Raw genomic sequence first — 22909 nt, 5'->3', positions numbered from 1 at the left:
GCCCCCCAGACACCAGCTATAGCGAGCTTTTCAGCTTCTGCACCGGCACCGGACTATCCATAATGCCGGCCGGAACCGTTTGGCGAACGGCTATATCGGCGATGCGGGCGGGCTTAGTCGGGTCGCCGCGGTCGGAGGCCAGCAGGATATTGCCGTGCTGGGCGTAGTCGCTCCAGCGGCGGCGGAAGGCCGGCTGGGGGTCATCGGCCTTAGCAAAGTACGACCACTCATGCACGAGCCCGCTGCTGCGCAGCACCCGAATCTCGTAGCGGTTTTCGGGCGTCACACCTACATCTTTGAAGGTCATCTGTAATATGTCGGCTGGCTCGTTTTCGAAGGTTGTACCCAGGCCGCGGTAGGTCAGCGTCACGCCGGAGTCTTTCAACTTGAACGGCATAATCAGCCACCACGAGTTATTCACCCAGGCCGGATACATTTTTTCCAGTAGCTCCTGACCGCCAGGCGTATCCGTTATTTCCTTACCGCCTTTGTAAGCCTTACCAGTCCGAGTAAGCAGGTTATAATTGGCCACCAAGCTGTCCTGCTCCCAGTGAAAATCGCCGGTGTATTTGTCCCAGATCTGGTATTGGCCCCGAAAAAAGCTCCACGCCAGATAGCGGGTATTCTGCCAGTTCTGGTAGCCACCCATACGGGCCATTACGGTGTCGGCAATGGCAATAGCGCGCGGGTCGGAGCCCGCCAGGTCGAAGCCCTGGCCAGCCGGATAAGCTGGCGTAGCGCTGATAGTGGCCACCTCGCGAATTCGCTGGCAGCTCATCATGTAAAGCGAAAAGCCAACCGCCAGGCCGAAGCCAACGGTGCGCAGAAAAGGACAAAAAGCCTTCATTAACAAGAAGATAGAAGATGTGAAAAATACCGGCCTAGCGTTGAGCTTTGCTTGATAGGTGGGGTGCGGGCGCATCTATACGGGAAGCGCGCATGGGTGGACATATAGAAGTCTCAACCGAACGCATAGCCTGACTAGCCCGTACTAGTAGCCAGTACATTCAGGCTTATCGCTCGCTTTCCTTTTATTATGACGCCCTATCGCCTTTCCGACATCGTTGGCATTTTCAAATCTACGGCTGGCGAATTTATGCAGAACAACTCGTTTCGCCACGCGGCGGCGCTGTCGTACTACACCATATTTTCGCTGCCGCCTCTGCTACTCATTGTTATTACTTCAGCCAGCGCCGTGCTTGGCCCTGAGGCCATTACAGGGCAGCTTTTTCAGCAGATCAGAGGTATAGTTGGTGCTGAGGAGGCCAAGTTTATTCAGGACTCCATCAACAAGTTCAACCAGCAACAACAGGGTGGACTGTCATCCCTTATTGGTATTGCTACGCTAATCTTCGCGGCTACCACGTTCTTCGTTACGTTGCAGGAGAGCATCAACGATATCTGGAATCTGAAAGTGACGCCTCGCAACGGCATCTGGCAGTTTGTCCGCGACCGTCTTTTGTCGTTTGGCTTAATTCTGAGCGTGGCTCTACTTCTGCTTATCTCGTTCGTGGTCAGCGCGGTACTCACGGCTTTCACCGATTACTTACAGCAATTGTTGCCTGGGGTAGCCGTGTTTTTTATTCGCCTGCTTGATCTGGCTCTGTCTCTTGCCATTACAACCACCCTGTTCGCTATGATTTACCGCTTCCTGCCCGATGCTATCATCCGGTGGCGCGACGTCTGGATTGGCTCCTTTATCACGGCGGCCCTATTCGTACTAGGTAAGTTTCTGATTGCCTTCTATATAGCGAAGGCCGAGCCGGCATCAGCCTACGGTGCAGCGGGCTCCGTTATTATTCTGTTGCTGTGGGTAAACTATTCTTCGCTCATTATCTTCTTCGGGGCCGAGTTTACCCAGGAGTTTGCCGACGCCTTTGGGCAGAAAGTCCAACCCAAAGCGCACGCCGTACGCATAGAATCACGCGAAGTACCAATAGGCGAATCGAAGGAGGAAATCAGCACGGGCCGCCCGCGAGCGCAGGGCACTTGGCGAAAATAAAAGGCTGATTATTCAGACGTATTAGTATTTAAATATTCGCGCAAACGAGTACGTTTACGGCACTGCCATCACGTACTCGCTTGTATGAAACTACTGTACAGTCTTCTGTTGCTCCTGTTTGGTCTGGGGGGCTTTTTCACGCCACAAAAGGCAGCTGCTCAAGAAACTAACCCTTCTCAGATTCGGGTGCTGACGGTGAGCCCCATCGTAGGAGAGTCAATTGATAAGCAGGAGAAGATTACCTACGGACTGTTTCCGTTCTATTCGTTCGATGACTTTCGAGAGGCCCGCTTTATTCAGCGCCTGACGCCTGATAGCTCCATTACGCTGCAAGCCACCATGCTTGACGGCAGCATCAAGCAGCGCCCGTTTACTATCAATGACTTTCGGGCCGTGCGCGCCAGCATAGAAGAACGGCAGAAGATGCTAAGCGCTAATCCGAATCCTGGTTTTGGCACGGGAGGAATTGGGACGCCTGATTCGCTGGGTCAGATGTACTCCGTGGAGCTTCGCACGGGCACTTCCTTTATCGGCCGACTCGTAGCCAAGCGAGCCGGAGAATACGAGTTTCAGACCACGGACGTAGGACGCATTACGGTGCAGCAGGCAAACATAAAAAGCATGCAACCGCTGACTTCAGACCAAGCCGGCAAAGGTTGGGAGCCAGTTGGCAACGGCACCCGCATATTTTTCGCCCCCACCGCCCGCACCTTGCGCAAAGGGGAGGGCTACGTGCAGGATATCGATATTGTGTTTTTAGGCGCCAACTATGGCATCACCGATAATATCTCGGTGGGGGTGCTGGTCCCGGTAATTCCCGGTGCGGGCTTCAGCGTGATTGCCTTAACGCCAAAAGTCGGCTTTACCGTTACCGAGAAATTTAGCGCGGGCGGGGGAGTCTTATTTGCCAGCGACTTTGAGTCCAGCGGGGGTATTGCGTATGGTGTCGGCACCTACGGTAGTGCCGATCAAAACGTCACGCTCGGCCTGGGCTACCTGTTTGCCGAAGGCGAGGTGGAAAGCAGCCCGGTAGTAGTACTGGGCGGCGCCAAGCGCGTATCGCGGCGCCTATCGCTGCTGAACGAAACCTATATTTTTGACGGAGGCCTCCTTGGCTTAGCGGGCATCCGAATAGCCGCAACCCGCATCAGCGGCAGCCTTGGCCTCCTGTACGGCACCGACGTGGGGGGCATTTATCCCGCTTACTTAGAAGTTGCCTACCGGTTTGGCAAGGTGAAGTGATTAACCCTTATCAATAAGACATAAAAAGCCCCCCAAAACTATTCTGGGGGGCTTTTTATGTCTTGTAAATTAAGCCGCTACCGGCTTCTCCTTTACGGCTAACTGTCCGCAGGCCGCGTCGATGTCTTTGCCGCGCGAGCGACGAATGTTGGTTTGGACGCCTCTGTCGGCCAAGAACTTGTGAAAGGCCACAATTTTGTCGGCCTCGGCATTCTGGTAGTCAGCGTTTTCGATGGGATTGTACTCGATCAGGTTCACCTTGCAAGGCAGCCACTTGCTGATGGCGTACAGCTCAGCGGCATCTTCCAGCGTGTCGTTGAAGTTCTCGAATACAATGTACTCGTAGGTGACTTTGCGGCCGGTTTTCTGGTGGTAGTACTGTAAGGCATCCTTCAACGCTGCCAGCGAGTTGGCCTCGTTGATGGGCATAATTTCGTTGCGCTTGGTATCGTTGGGCGCGTGTAAGCTCAGGGCCAGGTTGGCTTTCACGTCGTCGTCGGCCAGCTTCTTGATCATTTTGGCAATGCCGGCCGTGCTAATGGTAATGCGGCGCGGGGCCATATTCAGGCCATCGGGAGCGGTGATGCGCTCCACGCTCTTCACTACGTTGGCGTAGTTGAGCAACGGCTCGCCCATGCCCATGTACACGATGTTGGTAAGCGGGGTGCCATACTGGCTTTCGCACTGCTCTCGAATGCGCACTACCTGATCGTAGATTTCGGCTGCGTCGAGGTTGCGCTTGCGCTCCATGTAGCCGGTGGCACAAAACTTACAGGTAAGCGAGCAGCCCACCTGCGAGCTGATGCAAGCCGTCATGCGCGTATCGTGCGGAATAAGTACGCCCTCCACAATATTGCCATCGTGCAGCCGAAACGCCGATTTGATGGTGCCGTCGTTGGAGAGCTGGTGGTTTTGCACCGTCACGCCATTAATGACAAAGTGCTGGGCCAGCAGCTCGCGCGTAGCCAGGCTGATATTGTTCATCTCCTCAAACGAGGAGGCCGTATTTTTCCAGAGCCACTCCAGCACCTGCTTGGCACGAAAAGGCTTTTCGCCGTGCTCCACCATAAAGGATTTGAGCTCGTCGGGAGTGAGTTTGCGGATGTCGCGCTTGGTCAGTACGGGCAAGGATATCATAGGGCAAAGATACAACGTAGTAGGCGCTTGGGTTCCAGAATGTAGACTTCTGTGCCTGTTATTGAGTTGTTGTAAGCTTCAACGTGTAGCTAACTGCAACATGACGCCCATTTTGCATGCCTGGTTTGAACCGCGGTAGTTTATAGGCTGCATCAACTAACGCATTTTCACAAGCTTCTGACAGCCTCGGATGCGGTGTTGTCTCAGAGTTATTAATACTAGCTACGTTGTAAATAACACCGCTAGGTCCAACAACGAACTTGACATAAACCGGGCTCGGGGCCGAGCAACCACCTTTTGCACTCGCTGCTTGAAACTCGCGCAGGAGATCTGCAGTCTCAAACCCTTCATTCCAGGAGTGCCTAGATACATAGGCATACGCTCCACGTAGGTGTATACCTTAGTGGAGTCGATAGGCAGCTTCGCTTGAGCGGGCTTTTTTGGAGAAGGCTGGGCTTGGGCCACTGCCCGATCAGCCGTGAAGCCAACTATCATCAGCGTTAGCTGACAAATAAGTCGAGTGTATAAAGCCACAGGAATAGAGAAAGTTAGTAACCCAATATAACCCTTACGCAGTAGGCGCGAGTCCAAACTGCGCTTCCATTTCGGGGGGCAAATTTCGGAGCTTGCGGGTGTTATAGTCAAAGCACAGCATGCCAGTTTTGGCGCGGGCTATTTCCTTACCATCTTGGTTTTTAACCCAGTACACCACATCGAAGCCGTAGCGGTGCAGGTCGGTAGCGGCGAGCTGAAGGTGCAGCACGTCGCCGTAAAAGGCTTCGCCTTTGTACTCAATGGCTACGTCGGCCATGATAAGGCCGGTTTTGGTGGCCGGGTCAAATTCGGGTAATTGGCAGTGGTGCAGGAACTGCACGCGGGCCTCGTGCAAGATGCTCAGCAGGGCGTCGTTGCCGAGGTGGGCGCCGTAGTTGAGGTCGGTGATGCGCACTGGAATTTGAACGGTAAGCGGGAATGTGTCGGGTAAGGCTACTTTTACGCGGGCCATTTCAGGAATAAAAAGAGGTCAAGGATATGCACATTGAACCGGATGATGAGCCAAAGGTAGAAGTAAGAGTGACGCAAGACGGCTCCAGCACTTTGTACGTGCCGGCGCTTGATGAGCACTACCACTCTACCCACGGCGCCGTGCAAGAGGCGCAGCACGTGTATTTAGCAGCAGGCCTAGAGTCGGTTTTGGCGGCTTCTGGGGGGCAAATTCAGGTGCTGGAAATTGGTTTTGGCACCGGCCTGAATGCGCTGCTCACCTTGCAACGCAGCCTGAGTGTATCCCAGCTTATCCACTACGATACGCTGGAAAAATATCCGCTATCAACCCACGTTATTGCTGCGCTGGGTGTGGAACGTTACATCCTAAACCCTGAGCTACAGGAATTTCACTACCGCCTGCATGCCGCGCCTTGGGATACTGCAGTGCGCCTTACGCCCCATTTTACTCTGCGCAAGCATCACGCGGCGCTGCAGGAATATCAGCTTCCCCCATCACATTACAACGTTATCTACTTCGATGCCTTCGCCCCCGAAAAGCAACCCGATATGTGGACCGATGCCGTATTTAGTCAGCTATTCGCGGCCACCGCGCCAGGGGGCATTTTGACGAGTTACTGCGCCAAAGGCAGCTTCCGGCGCAGCCTGAAAGCGGCGGGCTGGGTGGTGGAGAAAATACCGGGACCGCCTGGCAAGCGCGAAATGACGCGTGCTAGAAAGGAAGGGTAAACGCGGTAGAGACGCGTATGCGCGTTTTCATCGTTGTGGACTTTGTTTATCCAGTGTGGTACCGGTCGACCAACGATTAGACGCGAATGCGCGTCTCTGCCTTGTTCAAATTAACTTTCGATTGCTACTCCTCTATACTTATCAATCTTCAAACTTTCTAACTTGCCCACATGAGCCGCAAACTCCTCGAAACTGATGGGCCGGAATGGGTAAAGAAGGGCATTATCAGCCCCGAGCAGCAGCGGCAGTTGCTGGAGCTATACCCGGAAGATGTGCGGGCTATTGGCTTGCTGCCGCTGCTGGGCAGTTTGCTGGTCGGGCTGAGCGCTTTGAGTCTGGTGGCGGCCAACTGGCAGGGCTTACCAGAGTGGATTCGGATTGGACTGCTGCTGGGGGGCTTTTTGGGCGCTTACGCCAGCGGCGAGTTTTTTCTGCGCCGAGGCAACAGCTCGGTGGGTATTGGCCTAGTCGGCTTGGGGCTGATTCTCTTTGGGGCAGCCATTATCCTGACCGGGCAGATGTACCAATTGATCGGCTATGACGTGACGGGGCTCGTAGCTTGGGCCGTGGCGGGCACGCTGCTGACATATCTGTACCGTAGCCGGTTTCTGTTTGTGCTTACCGTCGTGATTGGCGGCGTGGTGCAGGGCTACACCACCGGCCAGCTGGGCGCCTTCAGCTACGCGGCGGCCGTGCTGACGGCGGGCGGGCTGGGCTATTACTGGTGGCGCCGCCCCGATGTATTCCTAGGCGGCGTACTGGCTAGCGGCCTGCTCTGGCAAACGGGTTTGCTTATCGGGCATTTGCACGCCAAAATCACGTGGTTTTTTGTGCCGGCCATGCTCATTTATGCCGCCGGCGACTGGCAAACTGACCGGCCGGCCGGCCGCGCCCTGCAAGGTCCGCCCCTAATTACGGCCTTTGTCTTTATGCTGGGGCTCGCACTTTATGGAGAAGTAGGCAGCTACGCGGGCATGCTGCGGCCGCCGTTGCTGGCTTACCTGGCGGCTCTTCTGGTAGTATTTGTTATTTCGCTGGCCGGTAAGCGTACCCGCGACCGGATGGGTAGCGCTACCGATTGGCTGCTGCTGCTGCCGGGCTTTTATTTGTCGGGTGGGCTACCGCTGGCCATTGCCTCTCTGGTAGTTCTCTATGCTTACTCAGGCGCCGTATTGTGGCGGGCGCAAGTGGAGCAGAACCCTGACCGCGTGACACTGGGGACCATTTTATTTATCCTGACCACAATGGTGGCGTACTTCAAGCTGACCTGGGAGTTCATGGATAAATCGCTCTTCTTCCTGTGTGGCGGTGTGCTTTTACTTGGGTTAAGCTGGTATCTGCGGCGGCGCAATACCCGCGCTAGTAGTCGCTAATCACCTTTAATCACATCCTGTATGTTCTCGCTCTTATCAGATCAGGTGCCCCTGGCGCGTCGGCGGCAGTTGTTGCTGCTGACGATTCTGGCGCAGGTGCTGTTTATTGTGGCTGTAGCGGCGGCTGGCTATGCCACCACTGCCTATGGCCGGGTCATTACGCTCCGCACCACGCCCATCGACCCGCGCGACCTACTCTACGGCGACTACGTTACGCTGAATTACTCCATCAGTCAGTTGCCTACTAATCTGTGGCGGGAGCCCGGTCCTCGCCCGCGCCGCGGCGACCCGGTGTATGTGGTACTTCGGCCCGTGGGCCAGGCCTATGAGGCGGTGCGCGTGTACGCTAAAAAACCCAACGTACCTGCCGACCAGGTGGTGCTGCGCGGCTGGGTAGCCGACCGCTGGCGCCGCAACCTGCACATTCGCTACAACCTGGAGCGCTACTACGTACCCGAAGGCACCGGTCAGGAGCTGGAGCGCAGAGGGGCGCGCAAGCCGCTGCTCGTCAACATCAGCATTGCTCCCTGGGGTCAGGCCCGTATTACGGGGGTAGAAATAGTCGCGCCGGACAGCCTGGGTGCACCTCGCCTTTAACGAAACCGGAATACCTGCTCCGGCGTGATACAAGCCGTCAGCGGCTGATCGGTGGAATCTACGTCCGCAATTTGGGTAATGGGCGGCTCCAGTGATAAGCCAATACGCTGGATCTCCGGCCGACACTGCGCCAGAAAACGGTCGTAAAAACCCTTGCCATACCCTACCCGATGGCCGGCCTCGTCGCAGGCCAGCAGCGGCACCAACACGGCATCGAAGACGGTGGGGGGCATTTCTTCCGCTTCTACAGGCTCCGGTATTCCCCAACGATTCGTAGCCAGCGGGGTATCATGGGTAAGCTGATAGTGGCGCAATGTATGACCGTCGGCCTGCATTACGGGCACGGCTAGCTGCACCTGCGGAAACTCAGCCCAAATGCGGTGAATAATCAGCCAGGTATCCGGCTCGTGCTGCTTCGCAATGGGCAGAAATACATGCAGCCAACGCCAATTATCTACTGGAAAATTGCTGAAGAATTGCTGGCTGAGCAACGCACTGCGCCGCTGCACTTCCGTCTCGGACAATGCGCGGCGGCGAGCCAAAAAGGTGCGGCGAATATCTGCTTTCAGCATAAAAGATTCAGCAAAAAGCTCCCCAACGACCTGAGCAAGCGAATTTACGCATCCGCGGATAAGCCGAGCCTATTCTTCCTCTAGCACCGTGAACTCCAGCGCCAGCGGATCGAAGGCATCAAGAAGCTGCTGCAGAAACTCCGGATTATTGATGAAAATACTGAGCACGTTCTCCACGCGCTCTTGCAGGTCGCCGTTGGGGAAGAGCTTGTCTTTCAAAGCTGTAAGCTGCGTGAACACGATTTCGTGCTTGTTTTCGGCGGCTTTGCTGAGGCGCTTTTCCAGGTTGCTAATACCGGCTGCCGCTTTTTGGGCTTCGGCGGCCACTGTTTTCACCAGCGTCGGGTCGAGGCGCTGGGCGAGGTCAGTTATTTCCTTGAAAATGCCCCCCAACGCTTCCTGCTGAGCTTGCAGACTCACCTCTTCCTGTCCTAATGCACTGCCTACTTGCTTTTTCAACTCCGGCAGTGGTCGGAATAAGTCGGTGGTGGTGAGGCCCAGCTTGCGCAGTTTCCCCGCATTGGGCTTGCTTACATACAGCCCCGAATTGCGCAGCAAAAGTATCGGGAAAGGCATCTTATTATCAGCAAATACCTGCTTGAGCTGAAACCAGTAGGCTACTTCCGCGCCGCCACCGATATAACACAGGTTGGGCAGCAGCAGCTCCTGATACAGTGGGCGCAATACCACATTGGGGCTGAAGCATTCGGGCTGTTTACGGGCCAGTTCCAGCAGTTCTTCGGTACTGTAGCGCAGGTCTGTATTGCGCACTACCAGTTCGTTTTCGTCGGGCTCAATACGTTCCCTGCCACCTGCATCAGTCAGGAAAAACAAGTTGAGCGGGCGGGCATATACTTGTGGCTTATAGCCGGCGGCCGTAAGCTGCTCATTCGTGGTTTGCACCGCCTTAAAGGAAGCCTGAGCGCTGATTTCCTGTTCCAGCACGGGCACCAACGCCTGCTTCAGCGCGGGCGCATCGGCGTCCAGACAAACCAGGCCCATCTCACCAAACAGCTCCGTGACAAGCAGGCGCGTGGCCCCGGCCAGAGTAGACGATTTCTGGTAGGCTTCCCTAAAAGCCGCTGGCACATCCGCTGATAACTGACTAAGCACTTGTTCCTCCAGGCCATCAAGCGCCATCCGGCCTACCGGGCCACCTACCTTATCAGCCTGCCACTCATAGCGTTTACCGAACAGGCTGAAGTGGTTAATTTCCGCAAAGTCGTGGTCTTCGGTAGCCATCCAGTACACCGGCACAAAGTCGTACTGCGGATACTTTTCCTTCAACTGCTGGCTCAGCTTAACGGTAGTTATGATCTTGTAAATGAAGTACAACGGCCCCGTAAACAGGTTTAGCTGGTGCCCTGTAGTAACGGTGAACGTGGTTGGCTGGGCCAGCAGTTCAAGGTTGGTGGCTACGCTGGGGGGCAAATTCACGCCTTGGTATTGCTCCCGTAGACTAGCCACCAGCCGGGCCCGACTCTCAGCCGAATAGCTGGCTTGTTTCTCCTCAATTTGCCCCCCAAAGTCCTCCAAGGTGGGGAAGCGGTGATAGAAAGGCTTCAGCGCCGCTTGCTGGGCCAGATAATCGGTAACTAAAGCAGAAAAAGCACCGGTAGCGGCGTACGGGAGGGTGGTCACGTGCATGAGTAGAGTCTGATAAGCTGGTTTAACCAGCGAAGCCCAACAAAGTAACGGGCTATTTCCGTAGTTGCCCGTGCCGACCTCCCAAATTCGGCTGTAAGCGCCCCGAAATACCAGCCATTTTATTCGTAAATCTATATCGACGCTATATTCGGCCTTCATTAAATTAGCCTCGTCTTTCCCTTTAAGTAGTCCTGCATGGCTCCACGTCCTTACTTTCCAAACCTCGACGGCTTACGGACGGTGGCGTGTCTGGCCGTATTTCTTATTCACAGCTTCATCAATCTGCCCAGCCCCGAAGTGCAGTCGACGGCGGCCTACCGCTATGGGCTTAATGCGTTGAGTACGGGTCACGTAGGCGTCAATTTCTTCTTTGTGCTGTCGGGCTTTCTCATCACTTACCTGTTGCTCGATGAGGAGAAAAACTGGGGCCGCTACGACATTCCGGCTTTTTACCGCCGCCGCATTGTGCGCATCTGGCCCTTGTACTACGCTTGCGTAGCCTTTGGCTTTCTGGTAATGCCTTGGATCAAAATCAAGAGCGGACAGGAATGGGAGGAGGTAGCCAGCCCCTTCTACTATCTTACTTTTCTGGCCAACATGGCGCTGTTTCACGATGGCGGCGACGCTACGGCCTTCAACCTGAGCGTGTTGTGGTCAGTGGCGATTGAGGAGCAGTTTTATTTGTTCTGGCCGCTCCTGCTCTTGCTTTTCCGCAAGGCTCGGCCAACGTTATTTTTCCTACTCATCGCCTTTTCTTTGGCTTTCCGCTACCTCTACCGCTCAGACGGTGATGTGCTCTACCAGCACACCTTCTCGGTCTTGTCTGATCTGGTAATGGGCGGCGGTGCGGCCTGGCTTGCTTTTCACCGCCCCGGTTTCCGGGATTGGGTAAGCTCCTGGTCACGGCTGGTTATCGTGTTAGGCTATGTAGTGGGCCTTACCCTCATCCTTGCGCAAGAGCATTTGCTTACCGGTCCCGTGTTGCTTACCGGACGGCGCGTGGTACTCGGGCTGTTTTTTGTATTCGTCATTCTGGAGCAAAATTATGCCACCCAGTCATTTTACAAAATGAGCCGTAACCGCCTCTTTACCTATTGGGGTACCTTCACCTATGGCTTTTATTGCCTCCATCCCATCGGTCTGCAAATAGCCCTGATAGGTGTACGCCGCTTCTGGCCCGGCTCAGAAGACCTGAGCTTCGTGTTTGTGTATTCCGCTCTGGCCTTACTTATCAGTGCCGCAATGGCCTGGGTAAGCTACCGCTACTTCGAAACGCCGTTTCTCCGGCTAAAAGGCCGCTCGCGGACTGCGACTCCTATTCCATCCGCCGAGCCCATTCTGGCGCCGGCGTCAGTAGCAGGAGAGAAATAGTCAAGCGCTTTCACGGGTGCAGGGGGCTTTTTTCAGTGTAATAAGACTGCCGCTTCCACTTCATCACCCATAAAAAGCCCCCAAGAACAAGTTTCGACTTGCTCTTGGGGGCTTTTTATGCGATTGGGCAGCAGGTTTTATCGCACCAGCGTGCCGTATAGGTCGAAGTCGGAGGCGTCGTGAATGAGTACGGGCGCGAAATCTCCTAAGCGAATGTGGGTATCGGGCGTAGCTGCTACTAACACCTCATTATCCACTTCGGGCGAGTCGAACTCGGTACGACCCACAAAGTAGCCGCTTTCCTTGCGGTCAAACAGCACCTTGTAGGTCTGCCCTACTTTCTGCTCGTTCAGCTCCATCGAAATGCCCTGCTGCAGCTCCATAATCTGGTCGGCTCGCTCCTGCTTCAACTCCGCAGGTACGTCATCAACGAGAGAGTGTGAGTGGGTATTTTCTTCGTGCGAATAAGTGAAAATGCCCAATCGGTCGAAGCGCGTGCGCTCTACAAAATCATACAACTCATCAAAATCCTGCTCTGTTTCGCCGGGATGACCAGCAATAAGCGTCGTGCGAAGGGCAATGCCTGGCACCCGCTGCCGCATGGTATCTACCAGTTCTATCGTGCGGCGCTTGCTGATGCCCCGACGCATGGTTTTCAGCATGTTATCCGAAATATGCTGCAATGGCATATCCAGGTACTTGCAGATATTCGAGCGCTCGGCCATCACGTCCAGCGCATCCAGCGGAAACTGCGACGGATACGCATACTGCAGCCGAATCCAGTCGATGCCATTTACGTCGGACAGGTTACGGAGCAAGTCAGCCAACTTCCGCTCGCCATAAGCCTGCAAGCCATAATACGTCAGGTCTTGGGCAATAAGAATCAGCTCTTTCGTGCCCATGGAAGCTAAGCGCTTTGCTTCGCGCACCAAATCCTCCATCGGCCGGTCCACGTGCTTGCCGCGCATCAGCGGGATGGCGCAGAACGAGCAAGGACGGTTGCAGCCCTCGGCAATCTTGAAGTAAGCGTAGTGTGAAGGTGTGGTAATGAGCCGCTCGCCCACCAATTCGTGCTTGTAGTCAGCTTCCAGCGTCTTCAGCAGCTGCGGCAGCTCCAGCGTACCGAAATACGCGTCCACCTGCGGTATTTCTACTTCCAAGTCCGACTTATAGCGCTGCGACAGACAGCCCGTCACATAGAGTTTTTCCAAACGGCCCGCTTCCTTTTCGTCGGCGTAGCGCAGAATCGTGTCTATGCTTTCCTGCTTGGCGTTATCGATAAAGCCGCAGGTATTGATAATCACAATGTTGGCATCACTTGTAGCTGCCTCATGGGTTACATCGAACTGATTGGCCCGGAGCTGGCCCATAAGTACTTCCGAGTCAACTACATTTTTGGAGCAGCCCAGCGTGATGACGTTTACTTTATTGGCCCGAGTGCCTTTTACTTTCATGTCAATTGGGTAAGCCAGAAATAGGCCGAAGCGCCTAATCCTGAATAAATTGGCCCCCAGCCGCGTGTCGCGAAAATGGGAGCGCAAAGGTACGCATGAGCCAACGCCTTTTCCTAGGCTGAACGTTCATTCCGCTTCCCGTTCCACCGACATGCATTGCCAGTAGCTCCAAGATGAATCCTGCTTGCCCCCAACGATGCTAATCCTGCTGCCAACCCTCCATTAACTATGCTTAGCTTGCATTCTTGTTGCAAGGCCCAGAAAACCTGCAGAGTCGATGAAACAAACCTGCCTACCGGGAATGATATGGTAATTTAGCCTTTATGCTTCCAACAAGTCACAGCTGCCCGAACTGGCTACGCTGCACTTATTTTGCTCATGAATTTTACGAGTATTCTTCAGCGTCTACCTACCTACACGCTTGTCTTCGTTATTCTCTTCACCCTCGCGTTCTTCCTTTTCGCACACGAAGGGCTAAATAACATTGACGATTTTTTCTACTCTCATTACGCGTATCAGCTCCAGACTGGCACTTTCCCAGCCACCCCAGACCCACGGGGTTTGCTTGATTCTTTAAAAGAACGCTACTTGGTGTTTGCTCCAGTAGCCCTGCTTTACTGGGTATTTGGCATCAATATTTACACAACCACCCTCTGGCCGCTAGTAGCAACCATAGGTTCCTCCATTTTAGCCTGGGTTCTATTTCGACGACGCGAGCCAATAGTAGCAGTCGGAACAATACTCCTCCTAGGCCTGCATTACTACACGCTAGATCTAGCGCGGTATCTCTACCCTGACAATCTGCTCATGCTGTGGGTCTTTGCCGCCGCAGCGGCCCTGTATACCGGACGGCAACCTGGGCGGTCAGAGGTCGTCTGGGGGGCATTTTTTGCCTTGTTTAACTTCGCGGCCCTGCTTAGCAAAGAGACTATTATCTACTATGCTCCATTCTACTTGGTGGTGCTGGTTTGGGATATGGCCCGGCGACAGAACTACCGTTTCTGGCTTACTGCGGTGGGCTTAGGTGGTGTACTACTCACGGCCTATTTGCTGTACTATCAGACCTTAACGGGTGATAGCCTCTACCGCATCCACCTCATTGAGCGCACAAATGAGTTTATGAAGTCCAGCAACTACTTGCACGGCCTTCGACATGAGCTGCTAGGGCGTCTGACCTGGCAGCCCATCGCATTTTTTGTGGAGATAGGCTTGGCTCCGGCGTTTTTGCTGGCAGGTGTTGCCGCACTTAATTGGTACAAGCAGCGCCTTCCTCCGGAAGCAGGATTCTGGTTGGGTTTGCTACTGGTTACACTGGCCTGCTACTGGTTTGGTAGTACCTCATTGGTACAGTATACTCCCATTACCCTCCTGCCCCGCATGACAACACCCCTACTCCCGCCATTGTGTGTAGCAGCGGGCTTCGGCTTGCGGGAAGTAGTAAACAGCGGGTGGGGCCGGGTTTGGATTGGCGTGCTTCTAGTAGTGGCGGCTCTTTGGATGCACAATCTAATGTCGCTGGTGTACGGGGGACTAGGGTTATACTTTGCTGGCTCGGTTCTACTAGCCAGATTAAAATTCAGTTTGATGTGGTTTCAGGTCGGAACTTCATTTTACACCCTTCTAACAACATTAGCCCTAACAGGTAGCTTGGCCTTATTGCCTGTGCGCACCATGTTGCTATCGAGCGAAACGTCTTACTTCTCACAGGCCCTTCTAATTCAGAAGTACTTACCGGCTTCCACTACTCGCGGTCATGTATTTGTCAATGACCATTTAGCTCGACAGTACCCATTTTATTACAACTTTCAAGTACCACTCGGATTAACTTACTATCCTTATAAAATTGCCAGCAGCATATGCCCGGCACCTAACCAACGGTCGTGGTTCATCTTAAATCTTACCACTACTAACACTCAGCGTCAAATCGGAATATTCAATCGTTTTCCCCGCCGACGCCTCGTAGCACAGGAAGGATACGTGCAACTCTACGAAGTGGAGCTAGAGCAATAGAGCTAGCTACGTAGAGTCAGATTATACCATAAAAAGCCCCCCAGCATTATGTGAGGATAATGTTGGGGGGCTTTTTATGGTATAATCTGACTCTATTTCTTCGAAAACAGCGAGTTGACAAACGTATGCCGGTCGAAGAGCTGCAAATCGGTCATCTTCTCCCCCACGCCGATATAGCGCACCGGAATATTAAACTGGTCGGAGATACCGATAACTACTCCACCCTTTGCGGTGCCATCCAATTTGGTAATGGCTAATGCTGAAACTTCAGTGGCACGGGTAAATTCTTTGGCTTGCAGAAAGGCGTTCTGGCCGGTGCTGCCATCAAGCACCAGCAACACTTCGTGGGGCGCATCGGGAATTACCTTCTGCATTACGCGCTTGATCTTGCTCAGCTCGTTCATCAGGTTTACCTTGTTATGCAGGCGGCCAGCCGTATCAATTATGACTACGTCGGCCTGCATTTCCACACCTTTCTGCACTGCATCATAGGCAACGGAAGCCGGGTCGGTGTTCATGCCGTGTGAAATTACGGGCACGCCGACGCGCTGTCCCCACACGATGAGTTGATCCACGGCGGCGGCGCGGAAGGTATCAGCGGCGCCAAGCACTACTTTTTTGCCCGCTGAATGGAAGCGGTGCGCCAGCTTGCCGATGGTCGTGGTTTTGCCCACACCGTTTACGCCTACCACCATGATCACGAAAGGGCCCGTGTAGGCACCTGTATCAGGACGGTCGAGGACGGCACTTCCGGAGTTATTCTCGGAAAGCAGCTCGGCAATTTCTTCGCGCAGAATGCGGTCTAGCTCGCTGGTGCTCACAAACTTGTCGCGGGCTACCCGGTCTTCGATGCGCTTGATAACCTTGACCGTAGTGTCGATGCCCACATCAGCGTGCACTAGCACGCCTTCCAGGTCGTCGAGCACTTCTTCGTCAACCTTACTTTTGCCGACAACCGCTTTACTAAGCTGATCGAAGAAGCTGGCTTTAGACTTTTCCAGCCCTTTGTCCAGCGACTCCTGCTGCTCCTTGCTTTCTTTATCCTTTTTGAAAAAGTCGAAAAGTCCCATGGGTGAGGAAGTAGCGCGAAGCTCCAGCTTCGCGTATCGTTGCATGCAAATAGTTACCACAAGCTAGCTAAACTAATTGGGCAACGACGCACGAAGCTGGAGCTTCGCGCTACAACGCAAAAAAGTCCCACTGCTGGCGGGACTTCTTCACTTACTACAGGAACGCCACAAAGGCGCCGAATTACTTAGTGCCGGAGGCCAAGTACTCCTGTACTTTGTCTACGAGCACCATTTCCTCGCGGAAGGTGTAAGCGCCAGTTTTTGGCGACTTCACGGCACGAATGACTTTAGCCCAGTCTTTTCCGCCCGCTACTTTCAGGGTTGCTACTACTTTCTTAGCCATTGCTCAGCTTACTTGATTTCCTTGTGAACGGTCATCTTCTTAAGCACAGAGTTGAATTTCTTCAATTCAATGCGCTCAGGAGTGTTCTTACGATTCTTCGTAGTGATATAGCGCGAGGTGCCTGGCTGGCCCGAGTTCTTGTGCTCGGTGCACTCCAGGATTACCTGCACCCGGTTTCCTTTCTTAGCCATCTCGACTGGGGGTTTTTGGATTAAGGACTGCAAAGGTACGAGCCTTTGCGGAATTACCAAATGGTCAGCACAATGTAAATTCCACTTTTTACTTTGGCAGGTGGTAAATGTGCCTCTACGGTTTAATAGGAGGTTACTTCAGCTCCGGCAGCTTAAAATCATCCAGCGCACTTGGCTTAGCCATAAGCGCTTCAATTTCGGCTACGGTGCGGGGGGCTTCTTTGGAAAGATTTTCCCAGCCTTTGTCCGTTACCAATATATCATCTTCAATACGTACGCCGATATTCCACCACTTCTTGTCGCAGGGGCTGTTTTCAGGAATATAGATGCCGGGCTCGACAGTGATGACGGTGCCAGCGCGCAAAGGGCCATAGGTGCCCCGATCGTGGACATCGAGGCCCAAGTAGTGCGAGGTACCGTGGGGGAAGTATTGCCGAGCTTCTTTGGCGTCTTTAATGATGCCGAGTTTGAGCAGTCCTTCTGTAACTACCTTCCGGGCGGCTTCGTCAGGTGCTCTGAAACCGCTACCGGGCTTGCACTGCTCGAAGCCAGCTTGCTGGGCCGCTAACACCAACTCGTAAATCTGGCGCTGCTCCGTGGTAAACTTACCCGTGGCGGGGATGGTGCGAGTTACATCGGCGGTGTAGCCGTGGTACTCAGCGCCGCAGTCCATCAGCACAAGGTCATTGCCGAGGCGGGGTTTATCGTTGACGGTGTAATGCAAGACACAGGCGTTGTTGCCGGCTCCTACAATGCTGGGGTAACCTTCGAATTCGGCACCGTATTTCCTGTACACAAATTCGTGCAAGCCCTGCACCTCCATCTCAGTCATGTTCGGCTTCATTGCCTTCATAACCTCCTGTTGGCCCACCGCCGAGATTCGAATGGCTTGCCGCAAGTGTTTTATTTCTTCCGCGGTCTTTACCTCCCGCATATCATCCAGCAACGCCGATAAAGCCGACCCATCGAAGCGCGACGTGGGCAAGGCGGTTACGGCTTGCTTGCGGGCATCATCGGTGCTGGCTTTGAGGTAAGCTTGCAGATAGCGGTCGGAGGCCAACTGGGGTTGCTCCTGGGTCAGATTGGTCAGGTAAGGCGCCAAGTTGGCAGCACCTAGGGTTCCAGTGTACTTGCGAATCATCGCATACGCCTCATTGCGACTCGGATTGTAGTCGGCGGGAAAATTTGCCCCCTGGCGGAAGGTTTGGATGAGGCTGTACACATCACCGGGGTTCTCAGCATCATCGCGGGCATCCTGGGGCTGATCCAAGAATAGGACTTGCTCAAAGCTGCTCCAGGGCAACTTGGCGGTAGCAAATTCTTTATTATCAGCGACGTACTGAAGCTTTAGCTGCTGCTTGGTGCCTTCAGTGCCAAGGCGCCGCCCCGTCCACTGCTCGGCCCTGGGGTTGCGGGGCTGCACGTATAGAGCTTCGGTTACGCCACTTTGCCCCCCAACCGTCTGCGGCTCCTTGAACAAGAGGAGCACAGCATCAGGCTCATCGTAGCCGGTGAGGTAGAAAAGGTCCGGGTTCTGATGGTACTTAAAATCCACATCGTTGGCCCGGTTGCGGACGGGGCTGGCAAACAAAACGGCAACGGAGCGAGCTGGCAGCTTTTGTCGCAGCAGCTCTCTCCGTTGCCGGTGAAAGGCGGGGTCCATAAAATCGGCAGGGCGGTCGGAGCCAGCGGCGCGCTGGGCGCTAACCGCTGGTAAAAAACTCGCCAGCAGCGTCGCTACGCAAGCGACACGGACCAGCCGGGGGGCATTTTTCAGCAAGGGAAGGAGCATAGTAAAAGAAAGACTACGAATAGCGCCCAAACGTTGCGTTTGGGCCGGGTAGTTCACCCGTCGTGTCTTCCGGCTCCTAAAACTGCCGAAAAAACTTTAGTAAACGATGAAGCCTTTTTCCTTCGCCTTCTTCAAGGTGGCCATGATGCCATTCTTGTTGATGGTGCGGATAGTGCTGGTAGCTACTTTCAACGTAACCCAAGCATCTTCCTCGGGAATGTAGAAGCGCTTCTTCTGCAAATTGGGGTAAAACTTGCGCTTCGTCTTGTTGTTGGCGTGCGACACGTTGTTGCCTACGCGGGTACGCTTGCCGGTTAGATCACAAACTCGGGCCATGATATCAGGAACTTAGAGGTTTCAGTACTGGAAAAAGGGACGCAAATATCGGCAAAAGTCCGACAACGTCAAACTGGCCCACTGAAAAATAGCGTGTTAGCTGCCCACGGAGCCGCTGGGGGGCTTTTTTTTCTCGCGGCCAAAGCTCCACGGGCAGTGTCGGCAGCCACTTTTGCAGCAATAGCCCCGCCGCAGATGGTACTGCTCGGTGAACACCATATAGCCCTCAGGCGTGAAATAGAAGTCGCCGGGATGTAGGGGTTGTGGGGCTGCGGGCATGAGCTAGTGACAAGCTGGGGGGCAAAAGTACGACGGTTCGCTTGTTGTATCTTTCCCGCTTTGATTGCCGAGTTTTGCGCCAAGCATCTCGCCTGCACTACCAGCTTCAAGCAATACCAAAGCCTACGTATGGCCATCCCTTCCCGGCCCTTTTCGCACCTGCCATTGCTCGTCCTTGTACTGCTAACGGTGGTGGCGGTACTTCCTTTCCTGCTTTTGAGCTACTACAATCATCCCTTTATGGATGATTATTACAACGCCGCCAATGTGCGCGCTACCGGACTCTGGGCCCAGCAGATTGAACTGTATCTGCGCTGGACTGGTCGGTTCTCATCTTCGCTACTTGTTACCGCAGCCAATCCACTGGTGTATGGTTGGTCCGATGGGTTTCGCTGGACTCCTGCCTTCACATTGTTGGCCACATTGAGTACTATTTACCTAGGTCTGCGCACGCTTAGTCAGCAGCAAATACCCCGCACGCAGGCGACGCTGGCTGCGGCCATATTCTTGCTGTTTTATCTGCATATGATTCCCGACCCGTATTCGGCAATCTACTGGTTTACGGGCTCCGTGGTCTATCATATTGCCGGGCTCACGTTGCTGCTCGTACTCATTGCCTCCGAACGTGCCCGGCAGACAACCAAGGCGTGGAGCCGTCGTGGCTGGCAAGTGGCAGCCGCCATCTGTGCCATTATTGCTACGGCAGCCAATGAAATGACCATGCTGCATTTGGTGCTGGGCCTAACGCTGCTGTTAGCCGTGAACGGGTACCGGCGGCAATGGCCCCAAGCGCGGTGGTGGAGCGCCTTATTGCTGCTGACTTTGGTGGTGGCCATAGTCACTGTGGCAGCTCCTGGCAACTATGTCCGAATGCAGTTTGAAGGGTACGCTAAAGATCCTAACCGCGAAAGCATGGTGTGGCAGCTGTTATCGGCGGTACCCGATACTCCGAGTGCCATGTTTCGTCTGCTTGTGCGGCGCGGCTTGGCTTTTAAGCTGCTGCTACCTATGCTGCTCTGGCTGCCCACGGCTTACTACTGGCAACGGCGGGGCTGGCTAAGCAACGCTATCCGGCTGCCGTGGTATTGGGGGGCTTTTTTTATGCTGGTCAGCTACGGGCTGAGCATGCTTCTATTCATCGGTGTGATGAGGCAGATGCCGCCGGACCGTGCCATCAATGGCTTGCTGCTGTTTCTGTTTCCGGCTGGTTTGCTAGTCATTTGGGCCGGGCTGACCTATCATGCTCGTCCGGTATCCTGGCAATTACCCAACTGGTTATTACGCTGGGGACCAGTGGTATACATCAGCTTGTTTAGCTGGATAGGCATCCCGCGTCGGGCCTGGCAGGAGCTACTATTCAGCGCAGCTTCCTACGACCAGCAGCTTCTGGCTCGGGAGGCGCAGCTACGGGCAGCGTGGCCAAAAGGCATAGAACACGTTGTGCTGAAGCCCATTACTGGGGTTAAGCCATATCGGGTGCTGATTACGGAGTGGGAATTGACCACCGACCCTGGCCATTACATCAACTCAGAAACCGCCCTGTATTTTGATGTAAAGAGCATTGTTATCGATAAAACATTATTGCCCCAAGCTCACCCCGACTTTCATTACTATTAAACTAGTTGATCGGGTAAAGACCTGCAATAGAGAGCATAACCTGACCCTATTCGATTCATTCAGATACAGAGAGTGGCTGGCTACACTCATTGTAACAGTCCAGCTTCCAGAAAAAGCCCCCCAGTACCCTTCCCAGCGTTTTTGCGTAATTTCGAGTCTGGAAATTATTCTCGCTTATACCACCCCATTCTGCTTCGCTTATGGAAACCACCCCCACCACCGCCCATCGCAGTCAGGAGTTTATGGCGCTTGAAGACCGCTACGGCGCCCACAACTATCATCCCCTGCCGGTAGTATTGAGCCGGGGTGAGGGCGTGTACCTCTGGGATGTGGAGGGCAAGCAGTATCTCGACTTTTTGTCGGCCTACTCGGCTGTAAATCAGGGCCATTGCCACCCGCGCATTATCGGGGCAATGGTAGAGCAGGCGCAGCGCCTGACGCTTACTTCCCGGGCTTTTTTCAATGACCAGCTCGGCTTAGCTGAAAAGCAGCTGTGCGAGCTGTTCAACTACGACAAAGCCCTGCTGATGAATTCCGGGGCCGAGGCGGTTGAAACGGCCCTGAAGCTGGCCCGCAAGTGGGGCTACCAGGAAAAGGGAATTGCGCCCAATCAGGCCCGTATACTCGTGGCCGAGCACAACTTCCACGGGCGCACCACCGGAATTATCTCCTTCAGCACCGACCCCGACAGCACCGGCGGCTTTGGCCCCTACAACCCCGGCTACGAGGTAGTACCTTACGACGATCTGGAAGCCCTGGAAGAAGCTGTGAAGGATCACCAAGTGTGCGCCTTCATGGTGGAGCCTATTCAGGGCGAGGCCGGCGTAATGGTGCCGTCCGAAGGCTATCTGGCGAAGGCGCAAGCATTGTGCAAAGCCCATAATGTCCTGTTCATAGCCGACGAAATTCAGACCGGCTTAGGCCGCACCGGGGAGTGGCTGGCCAGCTATTCCGAAGGTGTGCACGCCGATATCTTGATTCTGGGTAAAGCCTTGTCGGGCGGCGCCATGCCGGTGTCGGCGGTGCTGGCGCAGGATGAGGTAATGCTCACGATTCAGCCGGGACAGCACGGCTCTACTTTTGGCGGCAACCCACTGGCCTGCGCCGTCATGCGGGCGTCTCTGGATGTAATCCGGGATGAAAACCTGGTCGAGAATGCGCGTGTGCTGGGCGAAATATTCCGGGAGCGGATGCGGCAGGTGCAGCAAAAGCGCCCCGATGTGGTGGAGCTGGTGCGCGGCAAAGGCCTGCTCAACGCCGTGATTATCAAGCCCACCGAGGATGGCCGCACCGCCTGGGATGTGTGCGTGACACTGATGGAGCGCGGCCTGCTAGCCAAGCCCACCCACGGCGACATCATCCGATTTGCCCCCCCGCTGGTTATCACTGAGGAGCAGTTGCACGAAGCCTGCGACATCATCGAATCGGTGATACTGGCATTTTAAATCATTCTTTCGGCTCTCGGTAAGCGGACTTCTCAAGGCTGGGAAGTCCGCTTATTTTTTCATCTTCGACCCATGCGTTTGAGACTTTGGCACCTCTGGGGGGCTTTTCTGTTATTACCATTTGTCGGCTGCCGGAGCAGGAAAGCAGCTTTCACCTTTCAACCGCCCACTACGCAAACAGAGCCCGCGGCCTACGTCACTGTACTATCAGACAGTGCTTCTGTCGTGACAAAAGCAGCTAGTAAAACTAGAGCGTCGCACCCGCTGAAAGTTATAGCATCTGCTTCCAGCAAGACTAAACTCCTGACGCCTAAATCAATCGTGCCCAAGAGTTTAGCGCAAACGGCGCTGCCGATTGTGCAGTTCAAGAAAAAACCCTCGGCTGCGTTGGCTTATCAAACTGCGACTGACCGAAAAGCCTTGAACCTTGTGCTGGGTGGAATATTAGTAGTAGGCGGTGTGGTAACGGGTTTGCTGCTAGGCGGCTGGCTGGGCATAGGCGTTGGGGCGCTGATTGTATTGCTGGGTTATTACTTTTTAATCTTAGGGATGGGCGGACCACATGCCTGGACAGAAATCTTTCAGGAGTTTTTCAATCTCTAAACCAAGCATCAGCTTTAGTTTACTGCATCGACAAGAAAGCCCAAACGGATTCGGGCGCTACCGCAACCTTACCTTTGTGGGAGTTGTTCTACCT

Annotated in this window: 22 protein-coding genes; 10 read left to right on the top strand and 12 right to left on the bottom strand. The window is 54.4% G+C overall.

From position 1 onward, the window contains the following. Window positions 1-16: 16 nt before the first annotated feature. Complete coding sequence (locus H8B13_RS04205) at window positions 17-847, bottom strand: hypothetical protein (RefSeq protein ID WP_187309605.1); 831 nt, start codon at window positions 845-847, stop codon at window positions 17-19. Between the two features lie 189 nt (window positions 848-1036). Between H8B13_RS04205 and H8B13_RS04200 the strand changes: the two genes are divergently transcribed. Beyond that, window positions 1037-2002 (top strand): YihY/virulence factor BrkB family protein, encoded by a 966-nt coding sequence (locus tag H8B13_RS04200; RefSeq protein WP_187309604.1) that lies wholly within the window; start codon window positions 1037-1039, stop codon window positions 2000-2002. 84 nt (window positions 2003-2086) lie between these two features. Next, a complete protein-coding gene (locus tag H8B13_RS04195; protein ID WP_187309603.1) occupies window positions 2087-3244 on the top strand; it encodes a hypothetical protein in 1158 nt (385 codons plus the stop codon). A gap of 69 nt (window positions 3245-3313) precedes the next feature. On the opposite strand, the gene rlmN is transcribed toward H8B13_RS04195, so the two are convergent. Beyond that, window positions 3314-4381 (bottom strand): 23S rRNA (adenine(2503)-C(2))-methyltransferase RlmN, encoded by a 1068-nt coding sequence (gene rlmN, locus H8B13_RS04190; protein WP_187309602.1) that lies wholly within the window; start codon window positions 4379-4381, stop codon window positions 3314-3316. 568 nt (window positions 4382-4949) lie between these two features. Further along, window positions 4950-5387 carry a thioesterase family protein gene (locus tag H8B13_RS04185; protein WP_187309601.1) on the bottom strand — a complete coding sequence of 146 codons (438 nt, stop codon included), beginning with the start codon at window positions 5385-5387 and terminating at the stop codon, window positions 4950-4952. A 26-nt stretch (window positions 5388-5413) separates the two neighbouring features. On the opposite strand from H8B13_RS04185, the gene mnmD reads away from it, so the two are divergent. The 3 genes from mnmD (at window position 5414) to H8B13_RS04170 (ending at window position 8085) form a co-directional block, all read left to right on the top strand. Continuing rightward, entirely contained in the window at window positions 5414-6115 is a 702-nt protein-coding gene (gene mnmD, locus H8B13_RS04180) for a tRNA (5-methylaminomethyl-2-thiouridine)(34)-methyltransferase MnmD (protein ID WP_187309600.1), read from the top strand. A gap of 170 nt (window positions 6116-6285) precedes the next feature. Next, the gene (locus tag H8B13_RS04175) at window positions 6286-7488 is read left to right on the top strand and encodes a DUF2157 domain-containing protein (RefSeq protein WP_187309599.1); all 1203 of its coding nucleotides are present in this window, start codon (window positions 6286-6288) and stop codon (window positions 7486-7488) included. Window positions 7489-7509: 21 nt separating this feature from the next. Then, window positions 7510-8085 (top strand): GDYXXLXY domain-containing protein, encoded by a 576-nt coding sequence (locus H8B13_RS04170; protein WP_187309598.1) that lies wholly within the window; start codon window positions 7510-7512, stop codon window positions 8083-8085. Here the strand turns inward: H8B13_RS04170 and H8B13_RS04165 are convergent. Both H8B13_RS04165 and bshC read right to left on the bottom strand, forming a co-directional pair. Further along, window positions 8082-8657, bottom strand: a complete 576-nt coding sequence (locus H8B13_RS04165; RefSeq protein ID WP_187309597.1) for a 5-formyltetrahydrofolate cyclo-ligase — start codon at window positions 8655-8657, stop codon at window positions 8082-8084. The genes H8B13_RS04170 and H8B13_RS04165 overlap by 4 nt on opposite strands. Before the next feature lie 69 nt (window positions 8658-8726). Continuing rightward, a complete protein-coding gene (gene bshC, locus H8B13_RS04160) occupies window positions 8727-10304 on the bottom strand; it encodes a bacillithiol biosynthesis cysteine-adding enzyme BshC (protein WP_187309596.1) in 1578 nt (525 codons plus the stop codon). Between the two features lie 195 nt (window positions 10305-10499). On the opposite strand from bshC, the gene H8B13_RS04155 reads away from it, so the two are divergent. Further along, complete coding sequence (locus H8B13_RS04155) at window positions 10500-11675, top strand: acyltransferase family protein (RefSeq protein WP_187309595.1); 1176 nt, start codon at window positions 10500-10502, stop codon at window positions 11673-11675. 137 nt (window positions 11676-11812) lie between these two features. Here the strand turns inward: H8B13_RS04155 and rimO are convergent, their stop codons facing one another. Beyond that, on the bottom strand, window positions 11813-13129 hold the full coding sequence (gene rimO / locus H8B13_RS04150) for a 30S ribosomal protein S12 methylthiotransferase RimO (protein ID WP_187309594.1): 1317 nt from the start codon (window positions 13127-13129) through the stop codon (window positions 11813-11815). Between the two features lie 807 nt (window positions 13130-13936). Here rimO and H8B13_RS04145 point away from each other — a divergent pair. Further along, window positions 13937-15139 (top strand): hypothetical protein, encoded by a 1203-nt coding sequence (locus H8B13_RS04145; RefSeq protein WP_187309593.1) that lies wholly within the window; start codon window positions 13937-13939, stop codon window positions 15137-15139. 92 nt (window positions 15140-15231) lie between these two features. Here the strand turns inward: H8B13_RS04145 and ftsY are convergent, their stop codons facing one another. The 6 genes from ftsY to H8B13_RS04115 all read right to left on the bottom strand — a co-directional run bounded on the left by ftsY (window position 15232) and on the right by H8B13_RS04115 (window position 19150). After that, on the bottom strand, window positions 15232-16209 hold the full coding sequence (ftsY, locus tag H8B13_RS04140; RefSeq protein WP_187310277.1) for a signal recognition particle-docking protein FtsY: 978 nt from the start codon (window positions 16207-16209) through the stop codon (window positions 15232-15234). A 181-nt stretch (window positions 16210-16390) separates the two neighbouring features. Beyond that, complete coding sequence (locus tag H8B13_RS04135) at window positions 16391-16552, bottom strand: DUF4295 domain-containing protein (RefSeq protein ID WP_133271382.1); 162 nt, start codon at window positions 16550-16552, stop codon at window positions 16391-16393. Window positions 16553-16560: 8 nt separating this feature from the next. Beyond that, a complete protein-coding gene (gene rpmG / locus H8B13_RS04130; RefSeq protein WP_044510387.1) occupies window positions 16561-16743 on the bottom strand; it encodes a 50S ribosomal protein L33 in 183 nt (60 codons plus the stop codon). Between the two features lie 133 nt (window positions 16744-16876). Further along, window positions 16877-18535 (bottom strand): aminopeptidase P family protein, encoded by a 1659-nt coding sequence (locus tag H8B13_RS04125; RefSeq protein ID WP_187309592.1) that lies wholly within the window; start codon window positions 18533-18535, stop codon window positions 16877-16879. A gap of 96 nt (window positions 18536-18631) precedes the next feature. After that, complete coding sequence (gene rpmB / locus H8B13_RS04120) at window positions 18632-18871, bottom strand: 50S ribosomal protein L28 (protein ID WP_133271380.1); 240 nt, start codon at window positions 18869-18871, stop codon at window positions 18632-18634. 96 nt (window positions 18872-18967) lie between these two features. Continuing rightward, entirely contained in the window at window positions 18968-19150 is a 183-nt protein-coding gene (locus H8B13_RS04115) for a DUF5522 domain-containing protein (RefSeq protein WP_187309591.1), read from the bottom strand. 129 nt (window positions 19151-19279) lie between these two features. Here H8B13_RS04115 and H8B13_RS04110 point away from each other — a divergent pair, with 129 nt between their 5' ends. The 3 genes from H8B13_RS04110 (at window position 19280) to H8B13_RS04100 (ending at window position 22815) form a co-directional block, all read left to right on the top strand. Beyond that, window positions 19280-20767: a DUF6056 family protein gene (locus H8B13_RS04110; protein ID WP_187309590.1), complete on the top strand. Its 1488-nt coding sequence runs from the start codon at window positions 19280-19282 to the stop codon at window positions 20765-20767. A 200-nt stretch (window positions 20768-20967) separates the two neighbouring features. After that, on the top strand, window positions 20968-22212 hold the full coding sequence (rocD, locus tag H8B13_RS04105) for an ornithine--oxo-acid transaminase (RefSeq protein ID WP_187309589.1): 1245 nt from the start codon (window positions 20968-20970) through the stop codon (window positions 22210-22212). Between the two features lie 321 nt (window positions 22213-22533). Beyond that, window positions 22534-22815, top strand: a complete 282-nt coding sequence (locus H8B13_RS04100; protein ID WP_187309588.1) for a hypothetical protein — start codon at window positions 22534-22536, stop codon at window positions 22813-22815. Window positions 22816-22909 lie beyond the last annotated feature (94 nt).

The sequence above is a fragment of the Hymenobacter sp. BT188 genome, assembly GCF_014333585.1.
In the GTDB taxonomy this organism is placed as follows: domain Bacteria; phylum Bacteroidota; class Bacteroidia; order Cytophagales; family Hymenobacteraceae; genus Hymenobacter.
This window is presented reverse-complemented; position numbering and strand designations above follow the sequence as displayed.

Excerpts from the sequence above, each read along its gene's own strand:
- H8B13_RS04175 (WP_187309599.1), top strand. The coding sequence starts at position 6,286 with ATGAGCCGCAAACTCCTCGAAACTGATGGGCCGGAATGGGTAAAGAAG.
- H8B13_RS04195 (WP_187309603.1), top strand. The coding sequence starts at position 2,087 with ATGAAACTACTGTACAGTCTTCTGTTGCTCCTGTTTGGTCTGGGGGGC.
- rocD (WP_187309589.1), top strand. The coding sequence starts at position 20,968 with ATGGAAACCACCCCCACCACCGCCCATCGCAGTCAGGAGTTTATGGCG.
- H8B13_RS04115 (WP_187309591.1), bottom strand. The coding sequence starts at position 19,150 with ATGCCCGCAGCCCCACAACCCCTACATCCCGGCGACTTCTATTTCACG.
- bshC (WP_187309596.1), bottom strand. The coding sequence starts at position 10,304 with ATGCACGTGACCACCCTCCCGTACGCCGCTACCGGTGCTTTTTCTGCT.
- ftsY (WP_187310277.1), bottom strand. The coding sequence starts at position 16,209 with ATGGGACTTTTCGACTTTTTCAAAAAGGATAAAGAAAGCAAGGAGCAG.
- rpmG (WP_044510387.1), bottom strand. The coding sequence starts at position 16,743 with ATGGCTAAGAAAGGAAACCGGGTGCAGGTAATCCTGGAGTGCACCGAG.
- rimO (WP_187309594.1), bottom strand. The coding sequence starts at position 13,129 with ATGAAAGTAAAAGGCACTCGGGCCAATAAAGTAAACGTCATCACGCTG.
- rlmN (WP_187309602.1), bottom strand. The coding sequence starts at position 4,381 with ATGATATCCTTGCCCGTACTGACCAAGCGCGACATCCGCAAACTCACT.
- H8B13_RS04185 (WP_187309601.1), bottom strand. The coding sequence starts at position 5,387 with ATGGCCCGCGTAAAAGTAGCCTTACCCGACACATTCCCGCTTACCGTT.
- mnmD (WP_187309600.1), top strand. The coding sequence starts at position 5,414 with ATGCACATTGAACCGGATGATGAGCCAAAGGTAGAAGTAAGAGTGACG.
- H8B13_RS04170 (WP_187309598.1), top strand. The coding sequence starts at position 7,510 with ATGTTCTCGCTCTTATCAGATCAGGTGCCCCTGGCGCGTCGGCGGCAG.
- H8B13_RS04125 (WP_187309592.1), bottom strand. The coding sequence starts at position 18,535 with ATGCTCCTTCCCTTGCTGAAAAATGCCCCCCGGCTGGTCCGTGTCGCT.
- H8B13_RS04200 (WP_187309604.1), top strand. The coding sequence starts at position 1,037 with ATGACGCCCTATCGCCTTTCCGACATCGTTGGCATTTTCAAATCTACG.
- H8B13_RS04205 (WP_187309605.1), bottom strand. The coding sequence starts at position 847 with ATGAAGGCTTTTTGTCCTTTTCTGCGCACCGTTGGCTTCGGCCTGGCG.
- H8B13_RS04110 (WP_187309590.1), top strand. The coding sequence starts at position 19,280 with ATGGCCATCCCTTCCCGGCCCTTTTCGCACCTGCCATTGCTCGTCCTT.
- H8B13_RS04155 (WP_187309595.1), top strand. The coding sequence starts at position 10,500 with ATGGCTCCACGTCCTTACTTTCCAAACCTCGACGGCTTACGGACGGTG.
- rpmB (WP_133271380.1), bottom strand. The coding sequence starts at position 18,871 with ATGGCCCGAGTTTGTGATCTAACCGGCAAGCGTACCCGCGTAGGCAAC.
- H8B13_RS04145 (WP_187309593.1), top strand. The coding sequence starts at position 13,937 with ATGCTGTGGGTCTTTGCCGCCGCAGCGGCCCTGTATACCGGACGGCAA.
- H8B13_RS04135 (WP_133271382.1), bottom strand. The coding sequence starts at position 16,552 with ATGGCTAAGAAAGTAGTAGCAACCCTGAAAGTAGCGGGCGGAAAAGAC.
- H8B13_RS04165 (WP_187309597.1), bottom strand. The coding sequence starts at position 8,657 with ATGCTGAAAGCAGATATTCGCCGCACCTTTTTGGCTCGCCGCCGCGCA.